Origin of the sequence: Marinobacter sp. (assembly GCF_046484525.1) — a bacterium.
Classification (GTDB): domain Bacteria; phylum Pseudomonadota; class Gammaproteobacteria; order Pseudomonadales; family Oleiphilaceae; genus Marinobacter.
Genome location: NZ_JAWOIS010000030.1, coordinates 78661 through 103955, shown reverse-complemented (window position 1 = coordinate 103955; position 25295 = coordinate 78661). Strand labels below are relative to the sequence as shown.

The following is a 25295-nucleotide window of genomic DNA, read 5'->3' as shown; positions in this document are numbered from 1 at the left end:
CAGGCAGGATACTCGGGTTCCGGCAGGCACAATGATCACACTGGGACGCATCAAAAAAAACTTCCGCTCACCCCACACTTGCTCCTGGCTTCTCTGGCCCCATGTCTGTTGAATATACTTCTCCAAACTATAGTTGCTGGTTTTCCGTTGGTAAATCCACGTACACACTCTTCTTGGACAACCGGTGGCATACCCGGAGCGGGTGACTACACTGACTTTTGTACTTATACGCGTCTTTCATCAAAAGGAGTCTCCAGAATGGTCCAATCTACACGTATTGCCGTTACACCGGGCGACGGCATTGGTCCGGAAGTGGTAGCGGAGGCAGTACGTTGCCTTGAAACCCTGCGCGCCAAGCATGGGCTGGCGCTGGAATGGACCCGTTTCCCCTGGCCTTCTCACGCCTGGCATGAGGAAAATGGTGAATCATGGCCCCCGGACGCACTGGAGCAACTGAAACGGTACGACGCGATACTGCTTGGCGCCCTCGGTGACCCGGGCCCGATGGATGATCCTGACCGGTACCTGCTACCGGACAGCATTTCCCTGGCGCCGCTTCTGGAGATGCGGAAGGGATTCGATCAATGGGTTTGCGAGCGCCCTGCCCGCTTGCTCGAGGGCGCACGGCAGTACCTGGCCGATAACCGCGCCAAAGAAGTCGACATGCTGGTCATCCGGGAAAACAGTGAGGGCGAGTATGTCAGCCAGGGCGGCCGCCTGCGCCAAGGCAGGCCCGATGAGGTGGCGACCCAGATGGAGGTTTTCACCCGCAAGGCCACCGACCGGATCATCCGTTACGGCTTTGAGCAGGCCCGAAGGCGGGCCGAAGAACGGGTACGCGATGGCCGAACTCGCAGCTTCCGGACTCTGGACGGTCGTACCTGCGAGAGCCAGGTGTGCCTGGTTACCAAGCGCAATGCGTTACGTTACTGGGGTGACATGTACACCGAAGCTTTCGAGGCTATCAGCAAGGAGTACCCGGATGTCGCGACCCATCACGAACTGGTGGACGCCGCCTGCATGAAATTTGTCCAGAGCCCGTGGGCGTTCGACGTGGTCGTCGCCAGCAACCTCCAGGGGGACATCCTCACCGACCTGGCAGCCGTGCTGTCCGGAGGCATGGGCGTCGCACCATCCTGCAACCTGAATCCCACAGACCCGGATATGCCATCCATGTTTGAGCCCACCCACGGCAGTGCCCCTGACATCGCGGGACAGGGTCTGGCGGATCCGACGGCCATGCTGTTCACCACCGCCCGCATGCTGGAATGGTTGGGCCGCAAGGACCCGACTCTGGCCGCAGCAGGGAAGGAACTATTCGACGCGGTTGCCGCAGACCTCGCCCAGAATGCGGGCACACGTCGCGGTACCCACGAAATAGGCCAGGCCATTTGTAAACAGCTGGGGGCCTGACTAGTCTGCAAAAGAGGTATTCCACTCACTTCTGGAGGTGCATTGTGACCGAGTACAAAGGCAAGTTATCCCCCCTGCTCAAGCAGGCCACCGGCATCACTGCCGCCAAGGGCGAAGGCGCCTACATTATTGATCCGGAGGGCAAACGCTATCTGGATTTCACGTCGGGGATCGGGGTAACCAGTACCGGTCACTGCCACCCGAAAGTTGTGGAGGCAGCCCAGAAACAGGTGGCCACCATGATCCATGCCCAGGCCACCACGGTGATGAATCCGAGGCTGCCTGAATTGGCTGAAAAGCTCGGTGAACTGACGCCGGATCCCCTGAACTCTTTCTTCTTTTCCAATGCCGGGACAGAAGTGGCAGAGGGAGCGATCCGGCTGGTGCGACAGGTTACGGGGCGCCCAAACATCATCGTGTTCCACGGTGGTTTCCATGGCCGGACCATGGGGTCGTTGTCTCTGACCACCTCCAGTGTCGGTCTGAGGGCCGGCGTGAGTCCGATGATGGGTGGCGTAGTCGTTGCCCCCTTCCCTCATGCTTTCCATTACGGCTGGAGCGTCGAGGAGGCCACGGATTTTTGCCTCAAGGAACTGGACCGGATCTTTGTGACCTACTCAGCACCGAAGGAAACCGCTGCCATGCTGATCGAGCCGGTCCAGGGAGAAGGCGGCTATGTGCCCGCCAATGCCACTTTCATGCAGGGCCTGCGGGAACGCTGTGACAAGCATGGCATCATGCTGGTGTTCGATGAGGTTCAGGCAGGCTTCGGCCGCAGCGGCAAGTTCTGGGCCCATGAGCACTTCGGTGTCACCCCGGACGCCATCATGATTGCCAAAGGCCTGGCCAGCGGCTTCCCGATCTCCGCACTGGCAGCTTCCGAGGAAACCATGGCCAAGGGCTGGCCCGGATCGCAAGGGGGCACCTACGGTGGCAATGCCGTATCTGCGGCTGCGGCGATTGCCACCATCGATGTGATCAAGGAGGAGGGCCTGGTCGAAAACGCTGCCAGCATGGGCCAGCGCCTCTGGGACAACCTGCATGCCCTGAAGAAGGACTACCCCGAGATGGCGGATATCCGCGGCAAGGGCCTGATGGTGGGCGTGGAAATGCGCCGTGGCGATTGCCCGGACGGTGAACGGGCAGGCAAGCTGCTCAAGGAATGCGAAAAGCGCGGGCTGCTGATGCTACGGTGCGGACCCTATCACGAGATCGTGCGCTGGCTGCCCCCGCTGATCGTGAACCAGCAGCAGATCGACGAGGCGACGGGGATCTTCGAAGAGGCACTGAAGGCGACTGCCTGAAATTTGAAGCCGGGCCTAAGACGGGGTCAGATGAAAGCCTTCATCTGACCCCATTTTTGTTTCCGAAGCCTGGGCGTGAATCCGGGGTCAGATGAAGGCTTTCATCTGACCCCATCTTCATTCGTTGTCCATCACGAATTCCAGCCGCCCCGGCGCCACCCGCACATCCATCGGCACCATCCCGAACATCCGCTGGGCAAAGTCGGCCTCATCCAGACGATACACCGGCATGGTCTCCAGCATCTGGGCAACCACCCGCATCACGGTATCGGTCACCGGCGCCAGATCACCCTTGAAGAACGGAGAGTCGATACTGCTTTCCAGCAGTTGCAGGCGGCGGATATAAACGGCCTTTTCCTGGCTGTCGTAGTAGGGAGCCCCCTCCACTTTCAAGGCAATATCCACCGGCAGCTTTGTCATCAGAGCATTCAGGGCCACCTGACCACGCACATCAATCACCGCAACATCCCGACCATCCGGCCCCAGGGTGATGTCGGCATCATCCAGGCTGAGGCTGAGGGGGGAGCCGCTCTGCAGTTGCTTGCGGTCATACTCCGCCACCACATCTTTCAGATGACTCTCCAGTTCCCCCTCTGAAATTGCGTAAGGGGAGATGTTGGCGCAGCCACTTGAGAGCAGTGCCACGATGACCAGAAGTGCCCACAGTGCACGGTTTGGTAATGTCTTCATGAATGGATCCTCCGAAAGCTGCTCTTATCCTGCGCCAGGGGGCAGGATCGGACAACCACAGGGTATTAAAGATTGGTCAGGAACAACCCGGACCTACTCATTTTCGGCCCGGGCTTGTACGTGCGGTGTGAGGTTTTCGTCAATGGTCACATGCAGCAGGATCGGCTGGCAGCAAACCTGGCAGTCCTCCACGTACTCCTGCTCCGCCACTGACGGGTCGACGCCGATGTCGAGCGCCTCCCAGCAGTAGGGGCATTGAATGAGCACGGACTCCAGGGCTGACACTCCACCTCCTTATAGCTGCTGCTTGGCCATCCAGGGGATGATCCGGTCGAACGCTTCTTCGAGCCGTTCGCAGGTAGTAGAGAAACTGATGCGCAGGGCATTGGTGCATTCATCGCCAAACGCATCCCCCGGCACCACGCAGACCCCGGTTTCCTTGAGCATCCGCAGTGCCAGATCGGAACCGTCCACGTGTGGCGGAAGGTCCGGGAAAGCAAAGAACGCGCCCCCTGGCTTGTAACCAGTCATGTACGGAGTCTGATCGATCAGCTCCACCACCTTGTCCCGGCGCTCCCGGTAGATATCCACCATGTCTTTTACGCACTGCTGGTCACCGGTCAGGGCCGCCACCCCGGCAAACTGGGCCGGGGTGTTTGCTACCGAGGTGGTGAACATATGATACCGGCGCAGTGACTTGATTGCAGCCTGGCTGGAGATCACCCATCCAACCCGCAGTCCCGCCATGCTGTAAGTCTTGGAGAAGCTGCTGATGCACATGATGTTATCCAGGTCCATGGAGCAGTTGAGGACACTGGCAAAGTCATCGTCATCGAAGATCAGGTGGTCATACACCTCGTCGGCATAGACCTGGATGCCCCGGTAGGCGCACTCCTCCAGGATGGTTTCCACGGTACTGCGCGGATAAACCGCCCCGGTGGGGTTGTTGGGGTTGTTCAGAACCAGTGCAAAGGTCCGGGATCCCATGGCCTTGATGACGTCATCCGGATCCAGCTGGTGGTTGTTCTCGGCGCGGGTCGGAACGTACTTGACCTCCCCGCCGTTCATCCGGATCAACGGCGCGTAGAGCAGGAACGAGGGATCGGTGACGATGAACTGCCGGCCCGGTGCCGAAGTGGCCGACAACGCCAGGTACATGGCCTCGGTGGCGCCGCTGGTAATCAGAATGTTGTCCCGGGTGAGTTTCCGGTTGTAACGGCGACCGTAATAGTCTCGCAGTGCCACCAGAAGCTCCGGCAGGCCGGCATCCATGGTATAGCCGGTCTGACCTGCATTGAGCGCGTCGACATAGGCATCAATGATGTGCTTCGGCGTGGGCAGATCTGGCTGGCCGATGGACAGATGGATCACGTCCTTCATGCTCGAGGCCATATTCACCAGACGACGAATACCGGATACCGGAATCGCCTGCATGGCAGGGTTCCAACTGGCCTTCGCCTTACGATACTTGATCTTGCGTGGCTTGGCCTGACCGGTTTCGCGGTTGGGAGCTTCTGCCATAAATACCTCCTCGGGACGGGACGGGACGGGAAAAGACGTACCTCTGCAGGTTAGCCAGTAAGAACAGGCGGTACAAGACAAAAAACAACAAAGATGGGATAAGTAAAAATACGGCCCCGGGGCGCATGATTCCGGGCCCTGAAGCCGCACGATTTCGCCAATGCGACAAGGCGAACCCGGGGTCAGATGAAAGCTTTCATCTGACCCCGGGTTGACCGCACTCCATCGTCAAACCAGACTGTAGGAAGCGGTATACCCAACCCACCGCAGGAATTTCATTGTTCACCGATAACGAGGCGGAGGCCCAATGACTCAGCAAAGCAAACCGGTTGTAACCGTTTTGACAGCCCCTGGCGAACAGCAGCCACCGGGAATGGATGCGTTAAAAGCCCGGGCCGAGGTCCGGTTTGCCTGTGATGAACAAACGTTGAGAGACACCCTGCCGGGCACGGATGTGATGATGGTGACCGATTTCAGGACCGAAGCCCTGGAAGCCGCCTGGCCCTGTGCCAACAAACTCCAGTGGATCCACGCCACCAGTGCCGGCGTCGATGCCCTCATGTTCCCGGGCCTGATCGAAAGCGATGTGGTCGTCACCAACGCCCGGGGCATCTTCGACCGGACCATCGCCGAGTACGTGCTCTGTACGATTCTCATGTTCGCCAAGGATTTTCCCAATTCGATCCGCCTCCAGTACCGGCATGAGTGGAAACACCGGGACACGGAGCGGGCCGAGGGCAAGCAGGTGCTGGTGGTTGGTGCCGGCTCCATCGGCCGCCAGATCGGCCGGCTGGTCCGGGCTGCGGGGCTCCAGCCCCATGGCATTGCCCGCACCCCGCGCCACGACGATCCGGATTTCGTGGCGGTGCACGGCAACGATGACCTGTTCAATCAGCTGCCGCACTATGATTTTGTGGTGATTGCCGCTCCCCTCACGCCCCAGACAGAGGGCCTGTTCGACCACAAGGCGTTCAAGGCCATGCGTAACAGCGGCCGGCTCATCAACATCGGCCGCGGCCCCATCGTGAAAACCAATGATCTGATCGTCGCCCTGGAAGAAGGGGAAATCGCCGGCGCCGCCCTGGATGTCTTCGAGGAAGAACCTCTGCCCGAGGGACACCCACTCTGGGATATGGAAAACGTCATAATGACCGCCCACATGGCCGGCGACTTCATCGGCTGGAAGCGCGCCCTGACCGACCAGTTCCTGGAGAACTTCGATTTGTGGCACAAAGGCCGTGACCGGTTCAACCTGGTCGACAAGAGACTCGGTTACGCCGGCAGCAAGTAACGACCGGAACCCGAACTAAGGGGCCATAACAACAAAAACGGGAGCCCGAGGGCTCCCGTTTTTCAGGTCAAACCCGGAGTCAGATGAAAGTTTTCATCTGACTCCAACTTCAATCAACCACCGGAAAGCGACTGATCCGAAGGATCGATCTCCATCTGCTGGATCGCGATCACTGCCTGGGTCCGGTTACGGACCCCCAGCTTCCGGAATACGGCCGTGATATGGGCCTTGATGGTCGCCTCCGAAACATCCAGATCATAGGCGATCTGTTTGTTCAGAAGCCCCTCGGCCAGCATACCCAGTACCCGGAACTGCTGTGGCGTCAGGGACGCCAGGCGCTCGGAGAAATCCGTCGCCTCGGACTGCATCCGTTCGATTTTCTCGGCCACACCCTCCGGCAGCCAGACATCCCCTTCCAGGACTGCCTGAATCGCCTCGGTAATGGTCGGCAGCGGCGCCGACTTCGGAATGAAGCCAGACGCCCCGTAGTCGATCGAACGACGCATCACCTGGAGTTCTTCCGATCCTGACACAACTACCACCGGCAACCCCGGATACTGCCCGCGCATGAACACGAGTCCGGAGAAGCCGTGGGCGCCCGGCATGTTCAGGTCCAGCAGAACCAGATCCGCATCCGGGTGCGACTCTACCGCCGCCTGCAGTGACTTGATGCTGTCGACTTCAACCGTCTTGGCATCCGGCACCGCCTGACTGACCGCCTGCTTCAATGCTGCTCGGAACAGCGGGTGATCATCAGCGACGATAATTGTTTGTGTCATTCAACAGATTCCTTACAGGTTATTGGCTGACAGCCGAAGTTACTTGAACGCCCGGCTGTTGATCAGCTCGTCCACTACACCCGGGTCTGCCAGAGTAGAGGTATCGCCCAGCTGATCATGCTCATTAGCGGCAATCTTACGCAAAATCCGACGCATAATCTTGCCAGAACGAGTCTTCGGCAGTCCAGGCGCCCACTGGATCACATCCGGAGAAGCGATCGGACCGATCTCCTTGCGTACCCACTGGACCAGTTCCTTCTTCAGTTCTTCGGTGGGCTCCTCGCCCTGCACCAGGGTTACGTAGACGTAGATGCCCTGACCCTTGATGTCGTGCGGGTAGCCTACCACGGCCGCTTCCGCCACCTTGTCGTGGGCAACCAGTGCGCTCTCGACTTCGGCGGTGCCCAGGCGGTGACCGGAGACGTTCAGCACGTCGTCCACACGGCCAGTGATCCAGTAGTAACCGTCCTCATCACGACGGGCACCGTCACCGGTGAAGTACATGCCCTTGTAGGTGCTGAAGTAGGTCTGCACGAAACGCTCATGGTCACCGTAGATGGTGCGCATCTGGCCAGGCCAGCTGTCCAGGATAACCAGGTTACCCTCGGCCTTGCCTTCCAGGATGTTACCTTCATTATCCACCAGCGCCGGCTGGACACCGAAGAACGGCAGCGTTGCGGAACCCGGCTTCAGGTCCACGGCACCGGGCAGCGGAGAAATCAGGATGCCCCCGGTCTCGGTCTGCCACCAGGTGTCCACGATCGGGCACTTGCTGTTACCAATAACACGGTGGTACCACTCCCAGGCTTCCGGGTTGATTGGCTCGCCCACGGAGCCCAGCAGTTTCAGGCTTTCACGGGTCGTGCCGTCCATGCAGGACTCGCCTTGTGCCATCAGGGCACGGATGGCGGTCGGCGCAGTATACAGGATGTTGACCTTGTGCTTGTCGACCACCTGACCCATACGGGAACTGTCCGGGTAGTTGGGCACGCCCTCGAACAGCAGGGTGATGGCACCGTTGGCCAGCGGACCATACAGGATGTAGCTGTGGCCGGTCACCCACCCGAAGTCGGCTGTACACCAGTAGACGTCACCGTCGTGGTAGTCGAAGACATACTCGTGGGTCATGGAGGTGTAAACCATGTAACCACCGGTGGTGTGAAGCACGCCCTTCGGAGCGCCGGTAGAGCCGGAGGTGTAGAGCATGAACAGTGGGTCTTCCGCGTTCATCGGCTCGGGCTCGCACTCGGCAGAGGCGGACTTCATCAGGTCTTCGTAACGCAGGTCACGGCCTTCGGTCCAGGGTACTTCCTTGTTGCCGGTGCGAGTGACAACAACCACCTTGTCGACGTTGGCGTTTTCTTCATGCTTGAGTGCGGAATCCACGTTCTTCTTCAGGGGGATCGCGCGGCCACCACGCAGGCCTTCGTCAGCAGTAACGACGAAGCGGGATTTGCCGTTGACGACCCGCGCCGCCAGTGCTTCCGGGGAGAAACCGCCAAAGACCACGGAATGGATCGCGCCGATACGGGCACAGGCCAGCATGGCAACCGCGGTTTCCACGATCATCGGCATGTAGATGGTAACCACATCGCCTTTCTTGACACCCTGATCTTTCAGCACGTTCGCGAACTTGCAGGTCTCTTCGTACAGTTCACGGTAGGTGACATTGCGGGATTCGGAGGGATCATCACCCTCGAAAATGATCGCAGTCTGGTCGCCGCGATCCGCCAGGTGACGATCCAGGCAGTTGGCGGAAGCGTTCAGGACACCATCCTCGAACCACTTGATGGACAGGTTGTTGTAGTCGTAAGAGGTATTCTTGACCTTGGTGAAAGGCTTGATCCAGTCAATCCGCTTACCGTGTTCACCCCAGAAGACATCCGGGTCGTCGACTGACTGACGATACATCTCGTCATACTGTTCCCGGGTGACCAAGGCCCTTTCGGCCACTTCGGGGCTTACCGGATATAGCTGTTTATCAGTCATTGTGCTCCCCTTTCAGTTAGAGTCTGTTGTCATTGTCGGTTTTTAAAAACAGAGCGATCGGGCCTCTCCGGCCCAGAAGACGGATAGTCGTAGTTCAACATGTGTGCCACCACACAATGAATTAGACTAACGTCCTAATGTGCCTGCACTTTTAGCCCCAAACTGACGGCAAACTGCAAGAAACGGCTGGAAAAAACACAAACTGAGAAGCTATCTTGAGGATAGTCCGAGACAGGAAAATCGCCAGTAAAAATGGCCGGACCCGGTCATTGCGACCGGATCCGTATACCCGGGCAAGGTCAGGCCGCTTTCTTTTTACGGTCACGGGCCGCGCGCAGACTGTACAACTTTCGTTCCTTGAGCGCATAACGGTTGAGGCCGGCAAGGTGAATCTTGCGCAGATACACCGACCAGTCAATCTGGCGGGCATCCACGGGGAACAGGGCCTGATCCAGGCCACCCATCCGTGCTGACAGGGCCAGTAACTCGTCATTCCTGAAGATATAGTCCGGCGCAGTATAGAAACCGAAGATTGTCGCCAGCGACCGGGTGGTATCCAGGTTCCGGAGCATTTTCAGTTCCCGGGTGTGGCCCAGTAGCTTGAGCACCCGATCTGTGAGCCTCAACGGTATGCGGACACCGCCAACCACAGTGTCAAACAGCTTGCGGTTCACCGCCACAAAAGGCTTGGTGGGCTGGCGATAGAACAGCTGGTCATACTCGGCATGGTTACTCTTCGACTCCGCCATCAGGTGGTCGATGAACTCGCCCAGGGAGATCGGGTTGGAACTGCCACTGCAGCACTGGTAAATGCGGCGCCCTGCCTGCTCGGACAGCGCCTCGGCCACACCCAGGATGATGGCATTGGCCACAAGATCCACCGGAATGACGTCGATGACACCGGAGCGCTTGCCCGGAAACAGGGTCACCTTTTCGCGGGCATAAGCCAGGATGATGGCATCCGCCACCTTCACACCTTCAATCCAGCCTGGCGCCGGCTCTTCCAGCGCGCTCTCGATGATAGAAGGGCGAACGATGGTCAGGGGGTGACCCGCCAGCGCTTTCATCAGGCGCTGTTCACCCAGCCATTTGGTGAAGGTGTAGGTGTCACTCCAGCCGTAACGGTTGGCTTCCCGGATACCCAGTTCCACCAGTTTCTTTTCCAGCAATTTGCCGGAATAGCGTGAGCGCACGTCTGCAATCTTGTCTTCGAGCAGGTTGACCAGCTCGTCGATCTCAAAATAACCGTTTTCACTGCGGGGAATCGCTTCGCCGGCAGGCTTGATGACGGACTCGGTCACCTGCCCCGCATTCATCCCGTTCACGTAACAGGTGGAAACCTGAATCACCGCCAGTTCGCGGCTCCTGAGCGCCAGCTCGGCAATGTTGTCCAGACAGAGAGTATTGATGGTCAGTGCCTTGTCGAGCTCCTCCCGGAAATTTACACTCGCGGCAGAATTGATTACGGCATCCAGGCCGTTGGCCAGAGCGTCGAAATCCTTCAGGGGCAAGCCGAAGCAGGATTCGGTCACTTCTCCGGTAACACAATGGACCTTGTCCTCAATAAAGGCTTCAAAAACCTCGGGATCCTCGACACGCAGGCGCTCGAACACGGACGACGTAGCGATTTCGTTGAGGAACCGGCTACGGGCATCCGGGTGACGTTTGTTCCCCCGAATGAGCAGGTGTATGCCACCAATGTCCGGCACTGTCCGGATCAGTTTCTCCAGGACAACCTTGCCCAGGAATCCGGTGGTTCCGGTAACCAGAACCTGCTTGCCTCGAAGTGCATCGAGTACCTTCGATGAAGATACTTCGGGGGTGATTTGCTGTGTTGCCATGGACGAACTCCTTCTCTGACTGAGCTGGTTAGCCGGATCGGTTGCATATTACGGGCCACCATGCCTTTCTCTACGATCAATATTTGCACAATCCCTGTTACAACATGGTGACAAACCGCAAAGTTACGACACATAAAGTACAAATAAAATGACAATAAAACGGGCACACCTGAGACAGATCTCAGGAGCGGTCAGCACCGTGACTGGCGAGGGCGCGAAGCAACTGATCAATGGAAACATCAGCCGGCTGTTCCCTCAGAGCCCGCACCAGGCGCTCCTGCTCACCAAGGCTGATACGGTCAAACAAGGGCTCGGGTGCTGCCGCAGGCGCAGCGGCTAACTCGGGGGTTTCATCCTCCGGAGGTGCGATCTGGTCTGCCAGATGCCTTAAATGAGTGGCCATGTGTTGTCGGTCCCCGGGACGCATTTTCTCCCAGGGCATTGCTGCCAGACCGGTCTGGATAAACTCGATGCTATCGGCACCGAGATTGTGCCCCAGCAGTGCAAAAAAACGGTTGAATGCCTCATAACGAAGCATGGGGTCCAGGCGCTGGCCGAGTAGCGAATCCAGCTCATCCAGGGAGACCGAGAGACGTTCTTTTTCGCTCCGAGGGCGCTCGACGGTTTCTTCCCGATGGTGCAATTCCGTTTTGTACCGGCGTCGAATAACCGACTGCCAGTAACCCGCCACTCCCGATTTTTCGGGCGGCAGACGGGAAAGACGAACGTCCAGTATGTCAGCAAGGGTATGGAACTGGCGGCAGGAAGGATCGGATACCGGCAACATTGCCACCGGGACTCCGGTCACTACCGACTGGCGCAGGGTTTCGTCACGCCAGACCGCGCCGAGATAATGCAGTGAAACCTCCAGATAACGCCCGACAGCGCTGTCCAGCCGCTGGAAAATCGACTGCGCCTGACTGGCTCCGGATGCCATATTAACGACCACGCTGGGGACCCGCCGATAACCGCACTTTCTCAGATTCCGGACCAGTGAAAACACATGCTTCAGGGACTCGGGATCCGGCATCACCACCATGCAGGCCAGCGCTGCGCTGGCCACCATGTGCAGCCCCGTAAGATCCAGGGCACTGCCGGCATCCACGAGCACATAGTCATAAGCCCGTTCCAGATCGGCCAGCTCTTCCAGCACCGTCACGGCATCCAGCTGATCCATGTCCAGGCACTGGCGCAGCCCGGCGGCCCCGGGCAGGATGGCCAGGTCATAATCCGCTTTCGCCAGCGCCTCTTCCAGACGGCATCGTCCGTCCAGCGCGTCGGTAAAATCCTTGCCTGATTCCAGTCCCAGTTGCGCGCTCAGGCTGGAGGGCCCTGTGTCACCATCCAGCAACAACACCCGTTTACCCCGCCTTGCCAGGGTAAGGCCCAGATTCAGCGCCACGGAGGTTTTTCCTACTCCACCCGCGCCCCCCGCAATGGCAACCGTGTGAGGCTGGTTCGAATCATGCTTGTCGGTATCCGGATCAAGGGCCATCTGAATGTGTTCTCGTCCCTGGGAAAACAGCGAATAACAAACTAACCTGTAAAAAGTCTACACATATCACAGATGAGATAATATATTGCTCATTAAAACAACAAAGAGCATTTAATAACCGAAAGCGATTGTTTAGGATTTTCGGATAACAAGAATGAAACCGGCGTCAGGAAACGACGTCTGATCAGGGTTCGGCAAGGCATGCCTATGGAACTAGCGCCAGAGCTACAGCTACCGAGTCTCCCGGAGGTGACGTTGCGGGTGCTTGAGGCTTGTCACCAGGACGCCGGTTTCCAGACGATCAGTGACATCATCTCTGCCGATACCGCACTTGTCGTCCGCGTTCTCTCCCTCGCCAATTCAACAATGGACACCCATGAAGGCCGGATCCAGTCCATCGAACAGGCCCTGGTCAGACTCGGCCCTCAACGACTGCGCACTCTAGTGCTGACGGCCGCCCTCAACCAGTTACAGTTCGGACTGGACACCGACGACTGGCGGCAGGTCCGGGACTTCTGGCGGCATTCCCTGACCACCGCGCTGACGGCCCGAGCACTGGCGACACTCACCGCCTACCCTTATCCCGAAGAAGCGTACATGCTCGGTATGCTCCATAACGTCGGCGAACTGGTTGCTATCAAAACCAGCACCCCGGATGCCCGCCAGCATTACCTGAATAACCAATGCGATGTGGTTGCCGATCTGGTCAGCGCATGGGGCCTGGGATCGATGGCCGCGGACGCCATGCGTTATCAGCAGGCCGCGCCGGAGGAGTCGAGGGATGCCGGACATCTGGTCAAACTGATCAGTCTGGCCACCCGGCTCGCCCTGTCCAATGTTGAGGGCATTGCCGCTGCCGGCATCGTCTTCGGTCTCAGCGAAGAGCTGACCCTGGAGATCAACCGGCGTATCGCCCACGAAGTTGCCGGGATCGCCCGATCCCTCGGGATAGTCCTTGATGACAGCTATGATGGCGAACAGGCCCTCCGCGAACTGCAAGAGGTGATCCTGCAGCAGGCCATTGTCAGCCAGGCCCTGGACTTCGCCGATTCGGGGCAACCAGCCAACAGCCTTATTGCCCAGGCCGCGAACAGCCTGGGGCTGATCACCGGATCTCCCGTCCTTTGTTTTGCAGCCAAAAATGACCTCCTGGCACTGGTCGCAGGGACAGGAGTCGACATTCCGGAACTCACCCTTTCAGCGAAACCAGGCGGCAGCGTCCTGACCGAGGCTTTCAATACGGGCAGCGCGGTCAAGCTTGCCGGTCGCAGCCGCACGATTCTCGACCGCCAGCTACTCTCCCTGCTGCGAACGCCCTCTCTGGCAGCAATACCGGTCAACGCCGGCACTGGATGCACCGGCGTCTTTGCACTGGGCTCTGATGAAACCAGGCAGGACAGTATCCTGGAACTGGCGAGCCTTTTCAGTCACCGTCTGGGTCAGATCCTCGCCACCCGCCAGTCCACCGGGCAGATTACCGGGGCTGCGGAACAGCTCCAGCAGGAGCTCGACCGCCAGCAGCTTCGCAAACAGGTTCACGAAGTCAATAACCCGCTAACCATCATCCGCCAGTACATCTACCAGTTACGAAATCGGCTCGATGACCCCGATGTCCACCAGGAGCTGGACATCATCCGCGAAGAACTGGACCGGGCGGGCGATCTGCTGCAGCAGATGGGACAGAAAGAGCCGGGCCCCGAACATGGGGGCAGCATCTCACTCAATGACGAGCTTGATAGCCTCAGTCGCATTGTCGAGGACAGCCTCTTTGATGATGGCAAATGTCGGCTCAGGCTGGATCTGACCGACAACCCCGCCCTGGTCAGCGGTCCCGCCTCGGCTCTGCGACAGGTCATTATCAACCTGCTGCGCAATGCCGCCGAGGCATTGCCGGAGAGCGGCGGCACCGTCACTTTGAGAACCTCGGCCCCGGTCTGGCAAAACCAGCGGACCTGGGTGGAACTTGAAATATCCGATACCGGCACGGGCATCCCGGAAGCAGTCAGGAACAAATTGTTTGCGCCGGTAAAAACCACAAAGGGAGAGGGCCACAGCGGTCTGGGCCTGAGCATTGTGAAGCAGCTCGTTGATGACATGGAAGGCATCATCGCTTGCCGGACGGGGCAGGATGGAACCACTTTCCGCATCCTGCTGCCGGCAACGATTCATAAAATGACATCGACTGATGACCAAACGACGGGTACCGACCAATGAAACCTGAACATGCTGATCAGACCCCGAGTCAGGGTTTACCGGCCAGGCTCCTGGTAGTGGATGATGAGCCCCGGCTTCTCAGTTCGCTTGCCTCTCTGCTGCGTAGCCAGGGCTACGAGGTAACCGAGGCGGAGGGCGGCGAAAGAGCCTGTGAGCTGATTGCTCAACACTCGTTTGACCTCGCGCTTCTGGACCTTCGAATGCCCGGCGTGGATGGCTTCGAGGTCATGGCGGAACTGACCGGTAAGCAACCGGACTGTGGCACCATCGTCATCAGCGGTGAAAGTTCGTTTGCGGCGGTCAGCCGGGCGCTGCGCCGGGGCGCGCTGGATTACATCCGCAAACCCTTCGACCCCGAGGAACTGCTGGCAACCGTCGAGAACGTCATCAACAAGCAATCCCTCATGCGGGCACACGAACATATCCAGGTGCGGCTGGAGAAATCCGAAGCCTTGCATCGCTATATCGTCAACACCTCACCGGACATCGTGTTCATGCTCGATGATGATGGCTATATCTGCTTCATCAACAGCAAGGTCGAATCACTGCTTGGCTATCAACCGGAGGAACTCTGCGGCCAGCACTTCCGGCAAATTCTCGACGACCGGGACGTGTCAAAGGGAACCTATGCCCTGAAAGGGGCCAATATCAACGCGGATAACCCGCGGACACTGGAAGTACGACTCAAAACCCGTGGCAGTCAGCAGGCTACCCGTCATTTTGAAATCACGGCCTTTCCGATTGACCCCCAGACCTGGCCACACACCGGTGAGAGCCAGATCGGTGCGACGCCCAAATCCGCCCGGTACTACGGCACGGCCCGAGATGTGACGGAGCGTAAGGAAGCCGAGGCGTTCATCAATTTCCAGGCGTATCATGACCTTCTGACCCGCCTGCCCAACCGCGCCCTGTTCAAGGACCGTCTGGAACTGGCAATTGCCCAGGCCCGGCGGGGTAACGAGAAGTTGGCAGTCATGTTTCTGGATCTTGATCGTTTCAAGGTCATCAACGACACCCTCGGCCATGCCATGGGTGACCGCCTGCTCCAGGCGGTCACCCAGCGGTTGGAGAAGTGCCTGCGCAAGGGGGACACTCTGTCCCGCTTTGGCGGGGACGAGTTCACCCTGCTGCTGCCCGCGATTAACGATAATGACGATGCCCGGCAGATCGCCAGAAAGCTGATCCGGGCGCTCCAGGCCCCGTTCCAGCTGGGCAAGCACGAGGTGTTCGTCGGTGTTAGCATCGGCATCGCGGTCTACCCCGAGGCCGGCGAGAACCTGGATCAACTGATCCAGAGTGCCGATATTGCCATGTACCATGTCAAAGGCCGGGGCAAGGATGGCTACCGGTTCTACTCCCGGACCATGAACGTGGATACCGCCAATCGGCTGAACCTGGAACGGGATCTTCGCCTGGCCCTGGAGCGCGAAGAACTTCGGGTTTTCTACCAGCCCCAGGTCTGCTCCAGGAGCAACCGTATTGTCGGTCTCGAAGCATTGGTGCGATGGCAGCACCCGGAACGTGGCTTGCTGTATCCCGGGGATTTCCTGCCGCTGGCCGAGGAAACCAAACTCATCGTGCAGCTCAGCGAATGGGTCATGGACCACGCCTTCCGGGATGTGGGCGACTGGATCCGGAACGGCCATCCGGACCTGCGCCTGGCAGTGAATCTCTCCCCGACCCAGGTCGAGCATCCCCGCTTCGTGGACAATCTCGTCAAGCGGATGACCAAACAGCACTTCCCCCCTGACAATCTCGAGATCGAGATCACAGAAAACGTGATCATGAGCGATCTTGACCAGATCAGCCACAAGTTGCGTGAACTGGCGACCGTCGGTGTGCGCATCGCCATCGACGATTTCGGCACAGGCTATTCCTCCCTCAACTACCTGCACCGGCTGCCCATCCATACCCTCAAGGTTGACCAATCCTTTGTCCGGGCCATTCGTAGCGGCGAGGACGGTGCCTGCATCGTCAACGCCATCGTTGCCATGGCCCATGGCCTGAAGCTGGAAATCGTGGCCGAGGGTGTGGAGACCGACGAGCAGCTTTCCTATTTACGCAATCTGGGCTGCCACCAGGTGCAAGGCTTCTTCTACGGGCCCGCCCGACCGGCGGAGGAAGTTTTCAAGGCCCTGGCAGAGAGGTTCGTCAAAGCCGCCTCCTTCTGACACCCAACCGATTGTCTTACACTCCTATCACAATTCTTGATCGGGTTTGCAAAGTGTTGCGTTGCGTTACTTTATGTATCCGGAAATGCGCAGTACTGCACATAATTCCCCCCACCTGTTCTCTACTCTCGAAGCTCAAGGCGCTGGAACGGAACTCCCTGTTACGAAATCAGGGTCAACAAAGACAATAACGCTTCAGCATCCCCCGAACAGGTACAGGCAGCAGTGATCATGCGCGACAAGTACAAATACATTGGCCCTGTCTACGATTTCCTGAGCAACCTCTACAGCGGCAAGAACATTCATCGCTGCAAAACCGCCATGCTGGATGTGGAAACCGTCCATCCGGGCGACCGCATCCTGTTTGCCGGCGTCGGCCATGGCCGGGACGCAATCCGTGCCGCCGAGCTTGGCGCCGACGTCACCGTGGTCGACCTATCCGAAACCATGCTGCGCAAGTTCAGCGAAGCCCAGCAGGAGGAGGCCCCGCAGCTGAGTATCCGGAGGATTCACAGTGACATCATGAAGGTCGAGGAATTCGAGCACTACGACATGGTTGTCGCCAACTTCTTCCTCAACGTGTTCGACGAGACCATGATGGTAAAGGTTCTGGAACACCTGATCCGCCTGGGCAAGGCGAATGCCCGGGTGGTGGTCGGTGACTTCTGCTACCCCACCGGCAACCTGATCTCCCGCCTGTTCAAGAAGCTTTATTGGTACATGGCCGTGTTCGTGTTCTGGCTGTTTGCCAACAATGCCTTCCACAAGATCTACAACTACCCGGAACACATGCAGCGGCTGGGCCTCGAGGTCACTGACAAGAAGCACTTCAAGCTTCTGAACATGGATTGTTACTGGTCCATCCTCGGGCGCAAGCAGGCCTGACTCCAAAAGATTGCCCAAGAACAATAACACCGGAGCAGAAACATGACGGACCAGATTCTTGCACTGGACAGCGCCCGCGAACTGGATAGCGGGACCTTCAGTTTTGCCGAACGGGTGAGCTACCTGAAGAAGTACGGCACCCACTCCCAGTCCTTCTCAACGCTTCAGCCGGGCATGCATTTCTTTGACCTGCCGGGCATCGGCTACATCGCGTTCATGCGCAAATGGGGTGGCACATTTGTATTGTCCGATCCGGTCTGTGCCCCCGAGAACTTCGGGCAGATCCTGGAACAGTTTTACCGGCGCTACCCCAATGCCAGCTACATCCAGGTGTCACGACCGGTCGTGGATTGCCTGCACCAGCGATTTGGCCTGTTTGGAACCCAGTTCGGCAGCGAATCCCGGATAGACCTGTCCCGCTGGAGTCTCAGCGGCAAGAAAAAGCAGATTCTGCGCACGGCCCTGAACCAGGCAGAGAAGAACGGGATCTCCGTGAAGGAACGTTTCAGCGACGACCACACCCGGGAGATCTCCGAAGCCTGGATCCGCACCCGGAAATGCAAAAGTAACGAAATCCGCTTCCTGATCCGGCCGATGGAGATGGCATACCGGGAGAATGAACGGCACTTCTATGCCTACCAGGATGGCAAGGCGGTGGGGTTCATCTACTTCGACCCAATCTACCGGAATAACGAAATCATCAGCTACGTGCCCAACATCTCCCGGGCCAATGCCGATTTCCGCCAGGGCATTTTCTACACGCTGATGGCCCATGCCATGGAAGTATTCAGGGCCGAAGGCGTGCCCTATCTGGATCTGGGACTGATTCCGCTGTCGCTGGACCGTACCACGGAACACCAGGAAAGCCGACTGCTCAAGCGCCTGCTGCACCTGGTGTACGAGAAAGCCAACTTTCTTTACAACTTCAAGGGACTGGAGTTCACCAAATCACGGTTCCGGGGTGAGGTTTTCAAGACCTATTGCTGCCACCGCCGGGCCATACCCGCCATGGAATTTCTGGCCATGTTCAAGCTGACCCGGTTGCTCTGACCGGGTCGGCCAGCCCACCCCAGCGCCCATCGATTCGCCGCGCCGCCAGGCCCCGTGACGCCATGAACTCCGCCAATCCGTGGGGCACCTCCCCGGACAGCAGCACCGCTCGGACCGGCTCGGGGTGCTCGCCTCCGGCGATGGCCTCCAGATCCCGGCCAGTCTCACCGAGCAGGAACTGCACCCTCCTGGCGATGGCGTCACCGGAATCCACCCAGTGACGGATCTCCGGTAACACGGCTCTCAACGCATCCAGGAGCAGAGGGTAATGAGTGCACCCAAGCACCACCGTATCCACGCCTGACCGTTTCAGGGGAGCCAGCGCTTCCCGCAGCTCCGCCTCCGGCACCGGAATACCACGCACCAGCTGTTCTGCCCAGCACACAAGGGCCGGGTGCCCGACCCGCACAACCTGGCAATCACCGGCAAACTCATCGATCAGCCGATCCAGATACGGCCGGCGGACCGTGGCCGGGGTGGCCAGCACACCTATCCGGCGATTGGCTGTCTGGCCAGCTGCGGGTTTAATCGCCGGCACCACCCCTACCACCGGCACATCAATCAGCGCCCGCAACCGGGGCAGAACCACGGTACTGGCGGTGTTACAGGCCACCACCACCACGTCACAGGGTATTTCCTCAAGCGCCCGGCGAATCAGTGTGGTGCAACGCTCGATCACCAACGGTTCCGGCTGATCGCCGTAGGGGAAGCCGGCATTGTCCGCCAGGTAGACCAGCTCGGCACCCGGCAGGGCCTCGAGGATACAACGGGCGACGCTTAGTCCACCCACGCCAGAATCGAAAACCAGGATGCACGGCGACGCGGGATCAGTCACGGGTGCCCCCTGCCTCTGTTATCTCCTGCTCCATGAGACGGATCAGGCGGCCGGCAATGGTCGTCTGCGGAGGAACCGGCGGAGTGTCCCCGGGGCGATACCAGCCCGCATCCGACAACTCGTCCTCCTGGAGTACCAGTTCACCACCGGCGTAGTCGGCAAAAAAACCGACCATGAGTTGGTGAGGGAACGGCCAGGGCTGAGATTCGCAATATTGCACGTTGGTGACGGCCAGACCGGTTTCCTCCATGACCTCCCTGACCACCGCTTCCTCCAGGCTCTCACCGGGCTCCACGAAACCGGCGATCAGACTGTAGAACTGACGTTTGACCCGGGCATTCTTCGCCAGCAGGAAGCGATCATCCCGGCGAATGACCACGATCACACAGGGCGCAAGCCGCGGATACCAGGGAATGTTGCAGGTGTCGCACCACTTTGCCCGTTCGTGGGGATGGAATCCGGTCTCCCCCCCGCAGCGGCCACAGAAACGGTGATCCCGCCACCACTGCCAGACCTGGAACCCCGTGCTCACCAGGGCCGTGGGCACACCCTCTCGCATCAGGATCGCCTCCCGGAGGTTGACCTGCTCGAAGCCCACGGTATCTTCCGGCACTTCGGTAACATAGACTGCCCGTTCACGGATGGAGCCCAGGGCCACCGCATCGGCACCGACACCGGCGATCCGGGGATCATCCCGGGCTACCAGCCAGCCTTCTTCGGGCTTCAGGATGTGGGCTCCGGAAACCAGAAGCACCAAGTCGTCCGGCTCCGGCTTGACGGTATTCCAGCCGGGCTTCCAGTCTGTATCTGAGTAGTTCATCCAATGGGTCGCTTTACAAAAAACGGTGATGGAGAAATGTACCACATTGCGGCAAGTGCCAAGAATCACGGGCCGACTTTCCGCACCGTACGCAACCAAGTAAACTTAGCGCCTGTTTTCAGTCACCGGAGCATCAATTTATGCGACTTTACCAGGGCATTCGCAGCCTGATTCTGACCATTCTCCGCAAGATCCTGTTCTTGTGGGTGCGGACAGACGTCAGCGGAAACAATGCCGAATCCCTGGGCCTCGATCCGGACAAACCGGTGTGCTACGTGCTGCAGTACAGCTCGCTCTCGAGCCGGCTGGTGCTGGAACAGGAGGTCATCCGCGCCGGGTTCCCCGGGGCGACCGAGGCCCTGCCGGTGAAAAACGGGCCCTCCCATTCATTTTTCTTCCTCTATCGGCGCATCGGCGGCCTGTTCAGTGGCGGTCGCCAGACACCGGTGCCCACCAACGAGTTCAAGTCGCTGGTCCGCTATGGGCTGGAGCATCCGGACCGGGACGTGCAGATCGTGCCGGTGTCCATGTTCTGGGGTCGGTCGCCGGACAAGGAGAAATCCCTGGTCAAACTGCTGCTGTCCGACACCTGGTCGGTGGCCGGGCGCCTGCAGAAGTTCCTGATCATTCTGGTGCACGGGAGAAATACCTACGTGCAGTTCAACCAGCCATTGTCCCTGAAACAGGTCATTGACGAATACCGGCACAGCGAGGAGCGAGCCAACCGCAAGCTTGCCCGGCTGCTGCGTACCCATTTCCGCCGGGTGCGCCAGGCCGTGCTCGGTCCGGACCTGTCCCATCGGCGTACCCTGGTGGAGGGGCTGGTGCGCACCCAGGCGGTGAAGGAAGCGATTCGTGAAACCGCTGCCCGGGATGACATACCGCCCGAGAAAGTGCGGGCAAAAGCCTACAAGTATGCGGACGAAATCGCCGCCAGCATGTCCATCGTAACTATACGTTTTCTGGAGGTGGTGCTGTCCTGGCTCTGGAACCGCATCTACAACGGCATTGCCGTGAACAACATCAAAGTAGCCAAGGAAGTCGCCCAGGACAACGCCGTAGTTTATGTGCCCTGCCACCGATCCCACATCGATTATCTGCTGCTGTCCTACGTACTCTACAAGAACGGCCTGATGCCCCCGCACATTGCCGCCGGCATCAACCTGAACATGCCCATCGTCGGGCCTATCCTGCGTCGGGGCGGAGCCTTCTTCATGCGTCGCTCGTTCCGGGACAACCCACTGTATGCCACCGTGTTCAACGAATACATGCACGTGATGTTCTCCCGGGGCTACTCGGTGGAGTATTTCGTGGAGGGCGGGCGCAGCCGGACCGGACGAATGCTGCAACCCCGTCCGGGCATGCTCTCCATGACTGTTCGAAGCTTCCTGCGGGATCACCGCAAGCCCATCGTCTTCGTGCCGGTCTACATTGGCTACGAAAAGGTTATGGAAGGCCGCTCCTATCTGGGCGAGTTGCGCGGCAAGAAAAAGCAGAAAGAGAGTGTGTTCGGGCTGGCCAAGACTGTCCGCAAACTCACCAATTCCTTCGGCCGGGTGGCAGTGAATTTCGGCGATGCCATTCCGTTGGCCGATGTCCTCGACGATACGCACGAGAGCTGGCGCGAGGAAGCCTACGATGCCGAGTACCGACCGGCCTGGCTGACCCGGGCAGTGGATCAGCTCTCGCTCCGGGTGGCTTCAAACATCAACGCATCGGTTGCCGTAAATCCCATCGGCATGACCGCCACGGTATTACTGGGAACCGACCGCCTGGCCATGGACGAAGGCCAGCTGATCCGGCTGATGGACCAATACGCCGGTCTGTTGAAAGCCTACCCCTATGCTGAAACCGTCACCCTGCCGGACGGATCCGGCAAAGACTGGGTCGCCTACTGTGAGGACATGGGACTGGTTACCCGCCAGCCCCAAAAGCTGGGCGACATCATTGCCCTTGAAGGCAGCAATGCCATCCTGATGACCTACTACCGCAACAATATCCAGCACCTGTTTGCCCTCCCATCCCTGGTTGCAAGCCTGTTCGAGAACAGGGACTCACTGCGCCGGGACAAGATTGTATTCCTGGCGACCGTGGCCTACCCCTACCTGCAGTCCGAACTGTTCCTTAAGCATTCTGCGGACGAGGTGAAGGGCGTCATCAATCACTGGATTGATATCCTGGTGGAACAGGGGCTGCTGGAAACCCTGGAGGACAACCGTATTGGCCGCCCCGAGGAAGGCACCGAGGTTATGCTGCGATTGCGGGTGCTGTCCCGGTTCATCATCCAGACCCTGGAGCGTTACCACATCACACTGGGCATCCTGCGCAAGTACGGCTCAGGCAAAATCAGTGCTTCGGAACTGGAAGAACAGAGCACCCTACTGGCGGAGCGCATGTCGATTCTGTTCGGCCTTAACGCGCCGGAATTCTTCGACAAGACCCTGTTTCGGAACTTCATTGCCAACATGCAGGAGAACGGCGTCATCACCACCGATGACAACGGCCTCATCAACTATGGCGAGGGACTGGAGGAAGTGGCGGACGACGCCCGCCTGGTGCTGAGCGTAGAGAAGCGTCAGGCCATCCAGCAGGTGACCATGCTCGGCGCCTGAGCGGTTCAGGTCACCGGTAGCGCCTTGAAGGCGTATATATCGTAGCGGCTGCTCTTGCCTTCGACCCGGGTGCTGGGCTCGGGGCCTTCGATAGTTGGAGCCTTGCGGGGGCGCTTGACCACCACCCGGTAGGTAGCCACCTTCAGGGCCGCCTCGAGCAACTTGGAGGCATCCTCGTCATCGCCCACGATCATCCGGAACACTTCCATTTCCTTTTTTACCCGAGCTGACTTGTCCCGGTGCGGGAACATAGGGTCCAGGTAGACCACATCCACCGATCCACTGTCGGTCTGACGCAACCAGTCGATGCTGCTACCGGCGGCCAGGGTCATCCTGGCGACGATCGGCGCGCAGTCAACATTGAGTGCGGCTCGGGCCAGGCCATCCTCCAGCAGAGCATGGATAACGGGATTGCGTTCAAACAGGGTCACCTCGCACCCGAGACTGGCGAGAACAAAAGCATCCTGACCCAAACCCGCGGTCGCATCCAGCACATGCAGGCTGGCCCTGGTCTTCTGCAGACCCACGGCTTTGGCAACCAGCTGGCCGGCACCGCCACCATGCTCACGCCGGTATCCCATCTTGCCGGAAACAAACTCGACCCGGACTGGGCCGGGTGCGCCTTTCCCGGTCAGCTGGAGGCAAAGGCCCTGTTCGTCAAGGAACAGCAGTACGGTCGCATCGGCGACATCGCGAGGGCGAACGACCCCGAGATAGGGAAACCCCAGGCGTTCGCTGAGCTCAATGGCCCGGGTGTGATCACCCAAGCTGCTGCGGGCAACAGCCAGGGAAGAAGATGAGAGGTCAGGACGGGGAGTCGCCACGGCTTACTCGCGGCCGGGCAGCTTTTTCCAGGCCACCTCATCACGGATATAGACCGGTTGCGCCTGTTCAGCGGGCACGGTGTGGCCCTCTGCCGCCGGCTTCTCGGCCAGACGCGCGACCCAACTGGCGCGCAACAGCAGGTCCGGCGCCACGGATACCATCGGGCCGGACACTTCTGCCGGCATCTGGTCCAGGAACTGCCAGCCGGGGCCCACACCATACCAGTGCTCGGCCTGGCCAGTCAGGCTGACCGCCCCCGGCGGACAGACCCGTTCCTCGCCCAGCAACTCGGGCAGGCCGTCGTTGCGACGGTAGCAGCCCCAGTAGACCTCCCCCATGCGGGCATCGAAAGCCACAGCCACGGCATCGCCCTCGGCGATATCGAGGGACTCCATGGCGCCATAGGCCACGGCAGCGAGGGAGGAGACCGGAACCACAGGAAGGTTGAGGCCCCAGGCCAGGCCCTGCACCACACCGGTCGCGATCCGCAGACCGGTAAAGGAACCCGGCCCGCAGGCAAATGCAAGGGCATCCAGATCGGCAGGCATCAGGCCCTTTTCCGCCAGCAGTTCCCGCACCATGGGCATGAGCAGCCGGGTATGGCCACGGGGTGCGACTTCGAATCGCTCCGTTATCTCGCCATCAACAAGAAGGGCTGCCGAGCAGCCCTCTGATGACGTATCCAGTGCCAGCAGTTTCACGGCAGTGAACGCCTCGACATCAATGATAAATTACTGAAGCTTGGACAGGATCTGGTCGCGGATGCTGTCCAGGCTGCCAACGCCTTCTACACGCACGTACTTGGGTGCAGCGGAAGGATCCTTCTCCGCCCAGTCCTGGTAGAAGCCCACCAGCGGAGCAGTCTGCTCGTGATAGATCTTCAGACGCTTGCGAACCGTTTCCTCCTGGTCATCTTCACGCTGAACCAGCGGCTCGCCGGTTTCGTCGTCCTTGCCTTCCACCTTGGGCGGATCGTATTTGACGTGATAGATACGGCCACTGCCCTCATGGACACGACGGCCCGACAGGCGGCTGACGATTTCCTCGTCATCCACTGCGATCTCGACCACATAGTCAATAGCAATTCCCTGGTCCTTCAGCGCTTCCGCCTGGGGGATGGTGCGCGGGAAACCGTCCAGCAGGAAGCCGTTCTTGCAATCCGGCTGCTGGATACGGTCCTCGATCAGGGCGATGATGATGTCGTCTGACACCAGACCACCGGAAGCCATGACTTCCTTGACCTGGTTACCCAGCTCGGAACCGGACTTGACCGCGGCCCGCAGCATGTCGCCAGTGGAAATCTGGGGAATATCAAAGCGCTCAGTGATGAACTGTGCCTGAGTCCCCTTACCTGCGCCTGGCGCGCCTAACATCATAATTCGCATAACGCTGTGCTCCCGTTTTAGTCATTATCGTTCGAAAAGCTGTGGCAAAAACGCCTGCCTTTGCGACAACCTCTCTCTGCGGGACAGATGACAGCCCGGAACGGCGAACGCGCATTATACGAAGTCGGCCTCCCCATAGAAAGTCGACCTCAGTATCATGCACCGAAAAGCAGCA

The 25295-nt window shown here is 59.2% G+C and carries 20 protein-coding genes; 8 read left to right on the top strand and 12 right to left on the bottom strand.

Annotation, left to right across the window (positions count from 1 at the left end; genetic code table 11):
- The first annotated feature begins 258 nt into the window (after positions 1-258).
- On the top strand, positions 259-1413 hold the full coding sequence (locus R6W86_RS07090; protein ID WP_410328670.1) for an isocitrate/isopropylmalate dehydrogenase family protein: 1155 nt from the start codon (positions 259-261) through the stop codon (positions 1411-1413).
- 44 nt (positions 1414-1457) lie between these two features.
- On the top strand, positions 1458-2717 hold the full coding sequence (locus R6W86_RS07085) for an aspartate aminotransferase family protein (RefSeq protein WP_410328669.1): 1260 nt from the start codon (positions 1458-1460) through the stop codon (positions 2715-2717).
- A gap of 117 nt (positions 2718-2834) precedes the next feature.
- On the opposite strand, the gene R6W86_RS07080 is transcribed toward R6W86_RS07085, so the two are convergent.
- From R6W86_RS07080 to R6W86_RS07070, 3 genes are all read right to left on the bottom strand, one after another.
- Positions 2835-3407, bottom strand: a complete 573-nt coding sequence (locus R6W86_RS07080; RefSeq protein WP_410328668.1) for a DUF1439 domain-containing protein — start codon at positions 3405-3407, stop codon at positions 2835-2837.
- A 93-nt stretch (positions 3408-3500) separates the two neighbouring features.
- Complete coding sequence (locus R6W86_RS07075) at positions 3501-3692, bottom strand: CPXCG motif-containing cysteine-rich protein (protein ID WP_410328667.1); 192 nt, start codon at positions 3690-3692, stop codon at positions 3501-3503.
- Between the two features lie 9 nt (positions 3693-3701).
- Positions 3702-4928 (bottom strand): pyridoxal phosphate-dependent aminotransferase, encoded by a 1227-nt coding sequence (locus R6W86_RS07070; RefSeq protein WP_410328666.1) that lies wholly within the window; start codon positions 4926-4928, stop codon positions 3702-3704.
- A gap of 307 nt (positions 4929-5235) precedes the next feature.
- Between R6W86_RS07070 and R6W86_RS07065 the strand changes: the two genes are divergently transcribed.
- Positions 5236-6219 (top strand): D-2-hydroxyacid dehydrogenase, encoded by a 984-nt coding sequence (locus tag R6W86_RS07065; protein WP_410328665.1) that lies wholly within the window; start codon positions 5236-5238, stop codon positions 6217-6219.
- A gap of 113 nt (positions 6220-6332) precedes the next feature.
- Here R6W86_RS07065 and R6W86_RS07060 read toward each other — a convergent pair whose 3' ends face one another.
- The 4 genes from R6W86_RS07060 to R6W86_RS07045 form a co-directional block, all read right to left on the bottom strand.
- Positions 6333-6998, bottom strand: a complete 666-nt coding sequence (locus R6W86_RS07060; RefSeq protein WP_410328664.1) for a LuxR C-terminal-related transcriptional regulator — start codon at positions 6996-6998, stop codon at positions 6333-6335.
- Positions 6999-7037: 39 nt separating this feature from the next.
- The gene (gene acs, locus R6W86_RS07055; RefSeq protein WP_410328663.1) at positions 7038-8987 is read right to left on the bottom strand and encodes an acetate--CoA ligase; all 1950 of its coding nucleotides are present in this window, start codon (positions 8985-8987) and stop codon (positions 7038-7040) included.
- A 299-nt stretch (positions 8988-9286) separates the two neighbouring features.
- Positions 9287-10828 carry a fatty acyl-CoA reductase gene (locus R6W86_RS07050; RefSeq protein WP_410328662.1) on the bottom strand — a complete coding sequence of 514 codons (1542 nt, stop codon included), beginning with the start codon at positions 10826-10828 and terminating at the stop codon, positions 9287-9289.
- A gap of 181 nt (positions 10829-11009) precedes the next feature.
- A complete protein-coding gene (locus R6W86_RS07045; RefSeq protein WP_410328661.1) occupies positions 11010-12323 on the bottom strand; it encodes a MinD/ParA family protein in 1314 nt (437 codons plus the stop codon).
- 207 nt (positions 12324-12530) lie between these two features.
- Between R6W86_RS07045 and R6W86_RS07040 the strand changes: the two genes are divergently transcribed.
- The 4 genes from R6W86_RS07040 (at position 12531) to R6W86_RS07025 (ending at position 18643) form a co-directional block, all read left to right on the top strand.
- The gene (locus R6W86_RS07040) at positions 12531-14537 is read left to right on the top strand and encodes an HDOD domain-containing protein (RefSeq protein WP_410328660.1); all 2007 of its coding nucleotides are present in this window, start codon (positions 12531-12533) and stop codon (positions 14535-14537) included.
- Positions 14534-16708 carry an EAL domain-containing protein gene (locus tag R6W86_RS07035; protein ID WP_410328659.1) on the top strand — a complete coding sequence of 725 codons (2175 nt, stop codon included), beginning with the start codon at positions 14534-14536 and terminating at the stop codon, positions 16706-16708. Before R6W86_RS07040 ends, R6W86_RS07035 begins: the two co-directional genes overlap by 4 nt.
- A 231-nt stretch (positions 16709-16939) precedes the next feature.
- Positions 16940-17593: a class I SAM-dependent methyltransferase gene (locus R6W86_RS07030; protein WP_410328658.1), complete on the top strand. Its 654-nt coding sequence runs from the start codon at positions 16940-16942 to the stop codon at positions 17591-17593.
- Between the two features lie 42 nt (positions 17594-17635).
- Positions 17636-18643 carry a DUF2156 domain-containing protein gene (locus R6W86_RS07025; protein ID WP_410328657.1) on the top strand — a complete coding sequence of 336 codons (1008 nt, stop codon included), beginning with the start codon at positions 17636-17638 and terminating at the stop codon, positions 18641-18643.
- Here the strand turns inward: R6W86_RS07025 and murI are convergent.
- Together murI and nudC are read right to left on the bottom strand one after the other, a co-directional pair.
- Positions 18621-19478, bottom strand: a complete 858-nt coding sequence (gene murI, locus R6W86_RS07020; protein WP_410328656.1) for a glutamate racemase — start codon at positions 19476-19478, stop codon at positions 18621-18623. The two genes, R6W86_RS07025 and murI, sit on opposite strands and share 23 nt — an antisense overlap.
- Positions 19471-20298, bottom strand: coding sequence for an NAD(+) diphosphatase (gene nudC / locus R6W86_RS07015; RefSeq protein ID WP_410328655.1), 828 nt, complete (start codon positions 20296-20298; stop codon positions 19471-19473). Before nudC ends, murI begins: the two co-directional genes overlap by 8 nt.
- Before the next feature lie 140 nt (positions 20299-20438).
- Here nudC and plsB point away from each other — a divergent pair, with 140 nt between their 5' ends.
- Positions 20439-22910, top strand: coding sequence for a glycerol-3-phosphate 1-O-acyltransferase PlsB (gene plsB / locus R6W86_RS07010; RefSeq protein WP_410328654.1), 2472 nt, complete (start codon positions 20439-20441; stop codon positions 22908-22910).
- Positions 22911-22915: 5 nt separating this feature from the next.
- Here the strand turns inward: plsB and R6W86_RS07005 are convergent, their stop codons facing one another.
- From R6W86_RS07005 to adk, 3 genes are read right to left on the bottom strand one after another with little or no spacing between them, the layout of a single operon-like run.
- Positions 22916-23734 (bottom strand): class I SAM-dependent methyltransferase, encoded by an 819-nt coding sequence (locus tag R6W86_RS07005; protein ID WP_410328653.1) that lies wholly within the window; start codon positions 23732-23734, stop codon positions 22916-22918.
- A gap of 3 nt (positions 23735-23737) precedes the next feature.
- A complete protein-coding gene (tsaB, locus tag R6W86_RS07000) occupies positions 23738-24436 on the bottom strand; it encodes a tRNA (adenosine(37)-N6)-threonylcarbamoyltransferase complex dimerization subunit type 1 TsaB (RefSeq protein WP_410328652.1) in 699 nt (232 codons plus the stop codon).
- 30 nt (positions 24437-24466) lie between these two features.
- Complete coding sequence (gene adk, locus R6W86_RS06995) at positions 24467-25120, bottom strand: adenylate kinase (protein ID WP_410328651.1); 654 nt, start codon at positions 25118-25120, stop codon at positions 24467-24469.
- Positions 25121-25295: the final 175 nt, after the last annotated feature.

What these genes read in the sequence shown, in the direction of transcription:
- R6W86_RS07090 (WP_410328670.1), top strand. Translation starts at nt 259, where the DNA reads ATGGTCCAATCTACACGTATTGCCGTTACACCGGGCGACGGCATTGGT.
- R6W86_RS07080 (WP_410328668.1), bottom strand. Translation starts at nt 3,407, where the DNA reads ATGAAGACATTACCAAACCGTGCACTGTGGGCACTTCTGGTCATCGTG.
- R6W86_RS07070 (WP_410328666.1), bottom strand. Translation starts at nt 4,928, where the DNA reads ATGGCAGAAGCTCCCAACCGCGAAACCGGTCAGGCCAAGCCACGCAAG.
- R6W86_RS07065 (WP_410328665.1), top strand. Translation starts at nt 5,236, where the DNA reads ATGACTCAGCAAAGCAAACCGGTTGTAACCGTTTTGACAGCCCCTGGC.
- R6W86_RS07060 (WP_410328664.1), bottom strand. Translation starts at nt 6,998, where the DNA reads ATGACACAAACAATTATCGTCGCTGATGATCACCCGCTGTTCCGAGCA.
- acs (WP_410328663.1), bottom strand. Translation starts at nt 8,987, where the DNA reads ATGACTGATAAACAGCTATATCCGGTAAGCCCCGAAGTGGCCGAAAGG.
- R6W86_RS07050 (WP_410328662.1), bottom strand. Translation starts at nt 10,828, where the DNA reads ATGGCAACACAGCAAATCACCCCCGAAGTATCTTCATCGAAGGTACTC.
- R6W86_RS07045 (WP_410328661.1), bottom strand. Translation starts at nt 12,323, where the DNA reads ATGGCCCTTGATCCGGATACCGACAAGCATGATTCGAACCAGCCTCAC.
- R6W86_RS07040 (WP_410328660.1), top strand. Translation starts at nt 12,531, where the DNA reads ATGGAACTAGCGCCAGAGCTACAGCTACCGAGTCTCCCGGAGGTGACG.
- R6W86_RS07035 (WP_410328659.1), top strand. Translation starts at nt 14,534, where the DNA reads ATGAAACCTGAACATGCTGATCAGACCCCGAGTCAGGGTTTACCGGCC.
- R6W86_RS07030 (WP_410328658.1), top strand. Translation starts at nt 16,940, where the DNA reads ATGCGCGACAAGTACAAATACATTGGCCCTGTCTACGATTTCCTGAGC.
- R6W86_RS07025 (WP_410328657.1), top strand. Translation starts at nt 17,636, where the DNA reads ATGACGGACCAGATTCTTGCACTGGACAGCGCCCGCGAACTGGATAGC.
- nudC (WP_410328655.1), bottom strand. Translation starts at nt 20,298, where the DNA reads ATGAACTACTCAGATACAGACTGGAAGCCCGGCTGGAATACCGTCAAG.
- plsB (WP_410328654.1), top strand. Translation starts at nt 20,439, where the DNA reads ATGCGACTTTACCAGGGCATTCGCAGCCTGATTCTGACCATTCTCCGC.
- adk (WP_410328651.1), bottom strand. Translation starts at nt 25,120, where the DNA reads ATGCGAATTATGATGTTAGGCGCGCCAGGCGCAGGTAAGGGGACTCAG.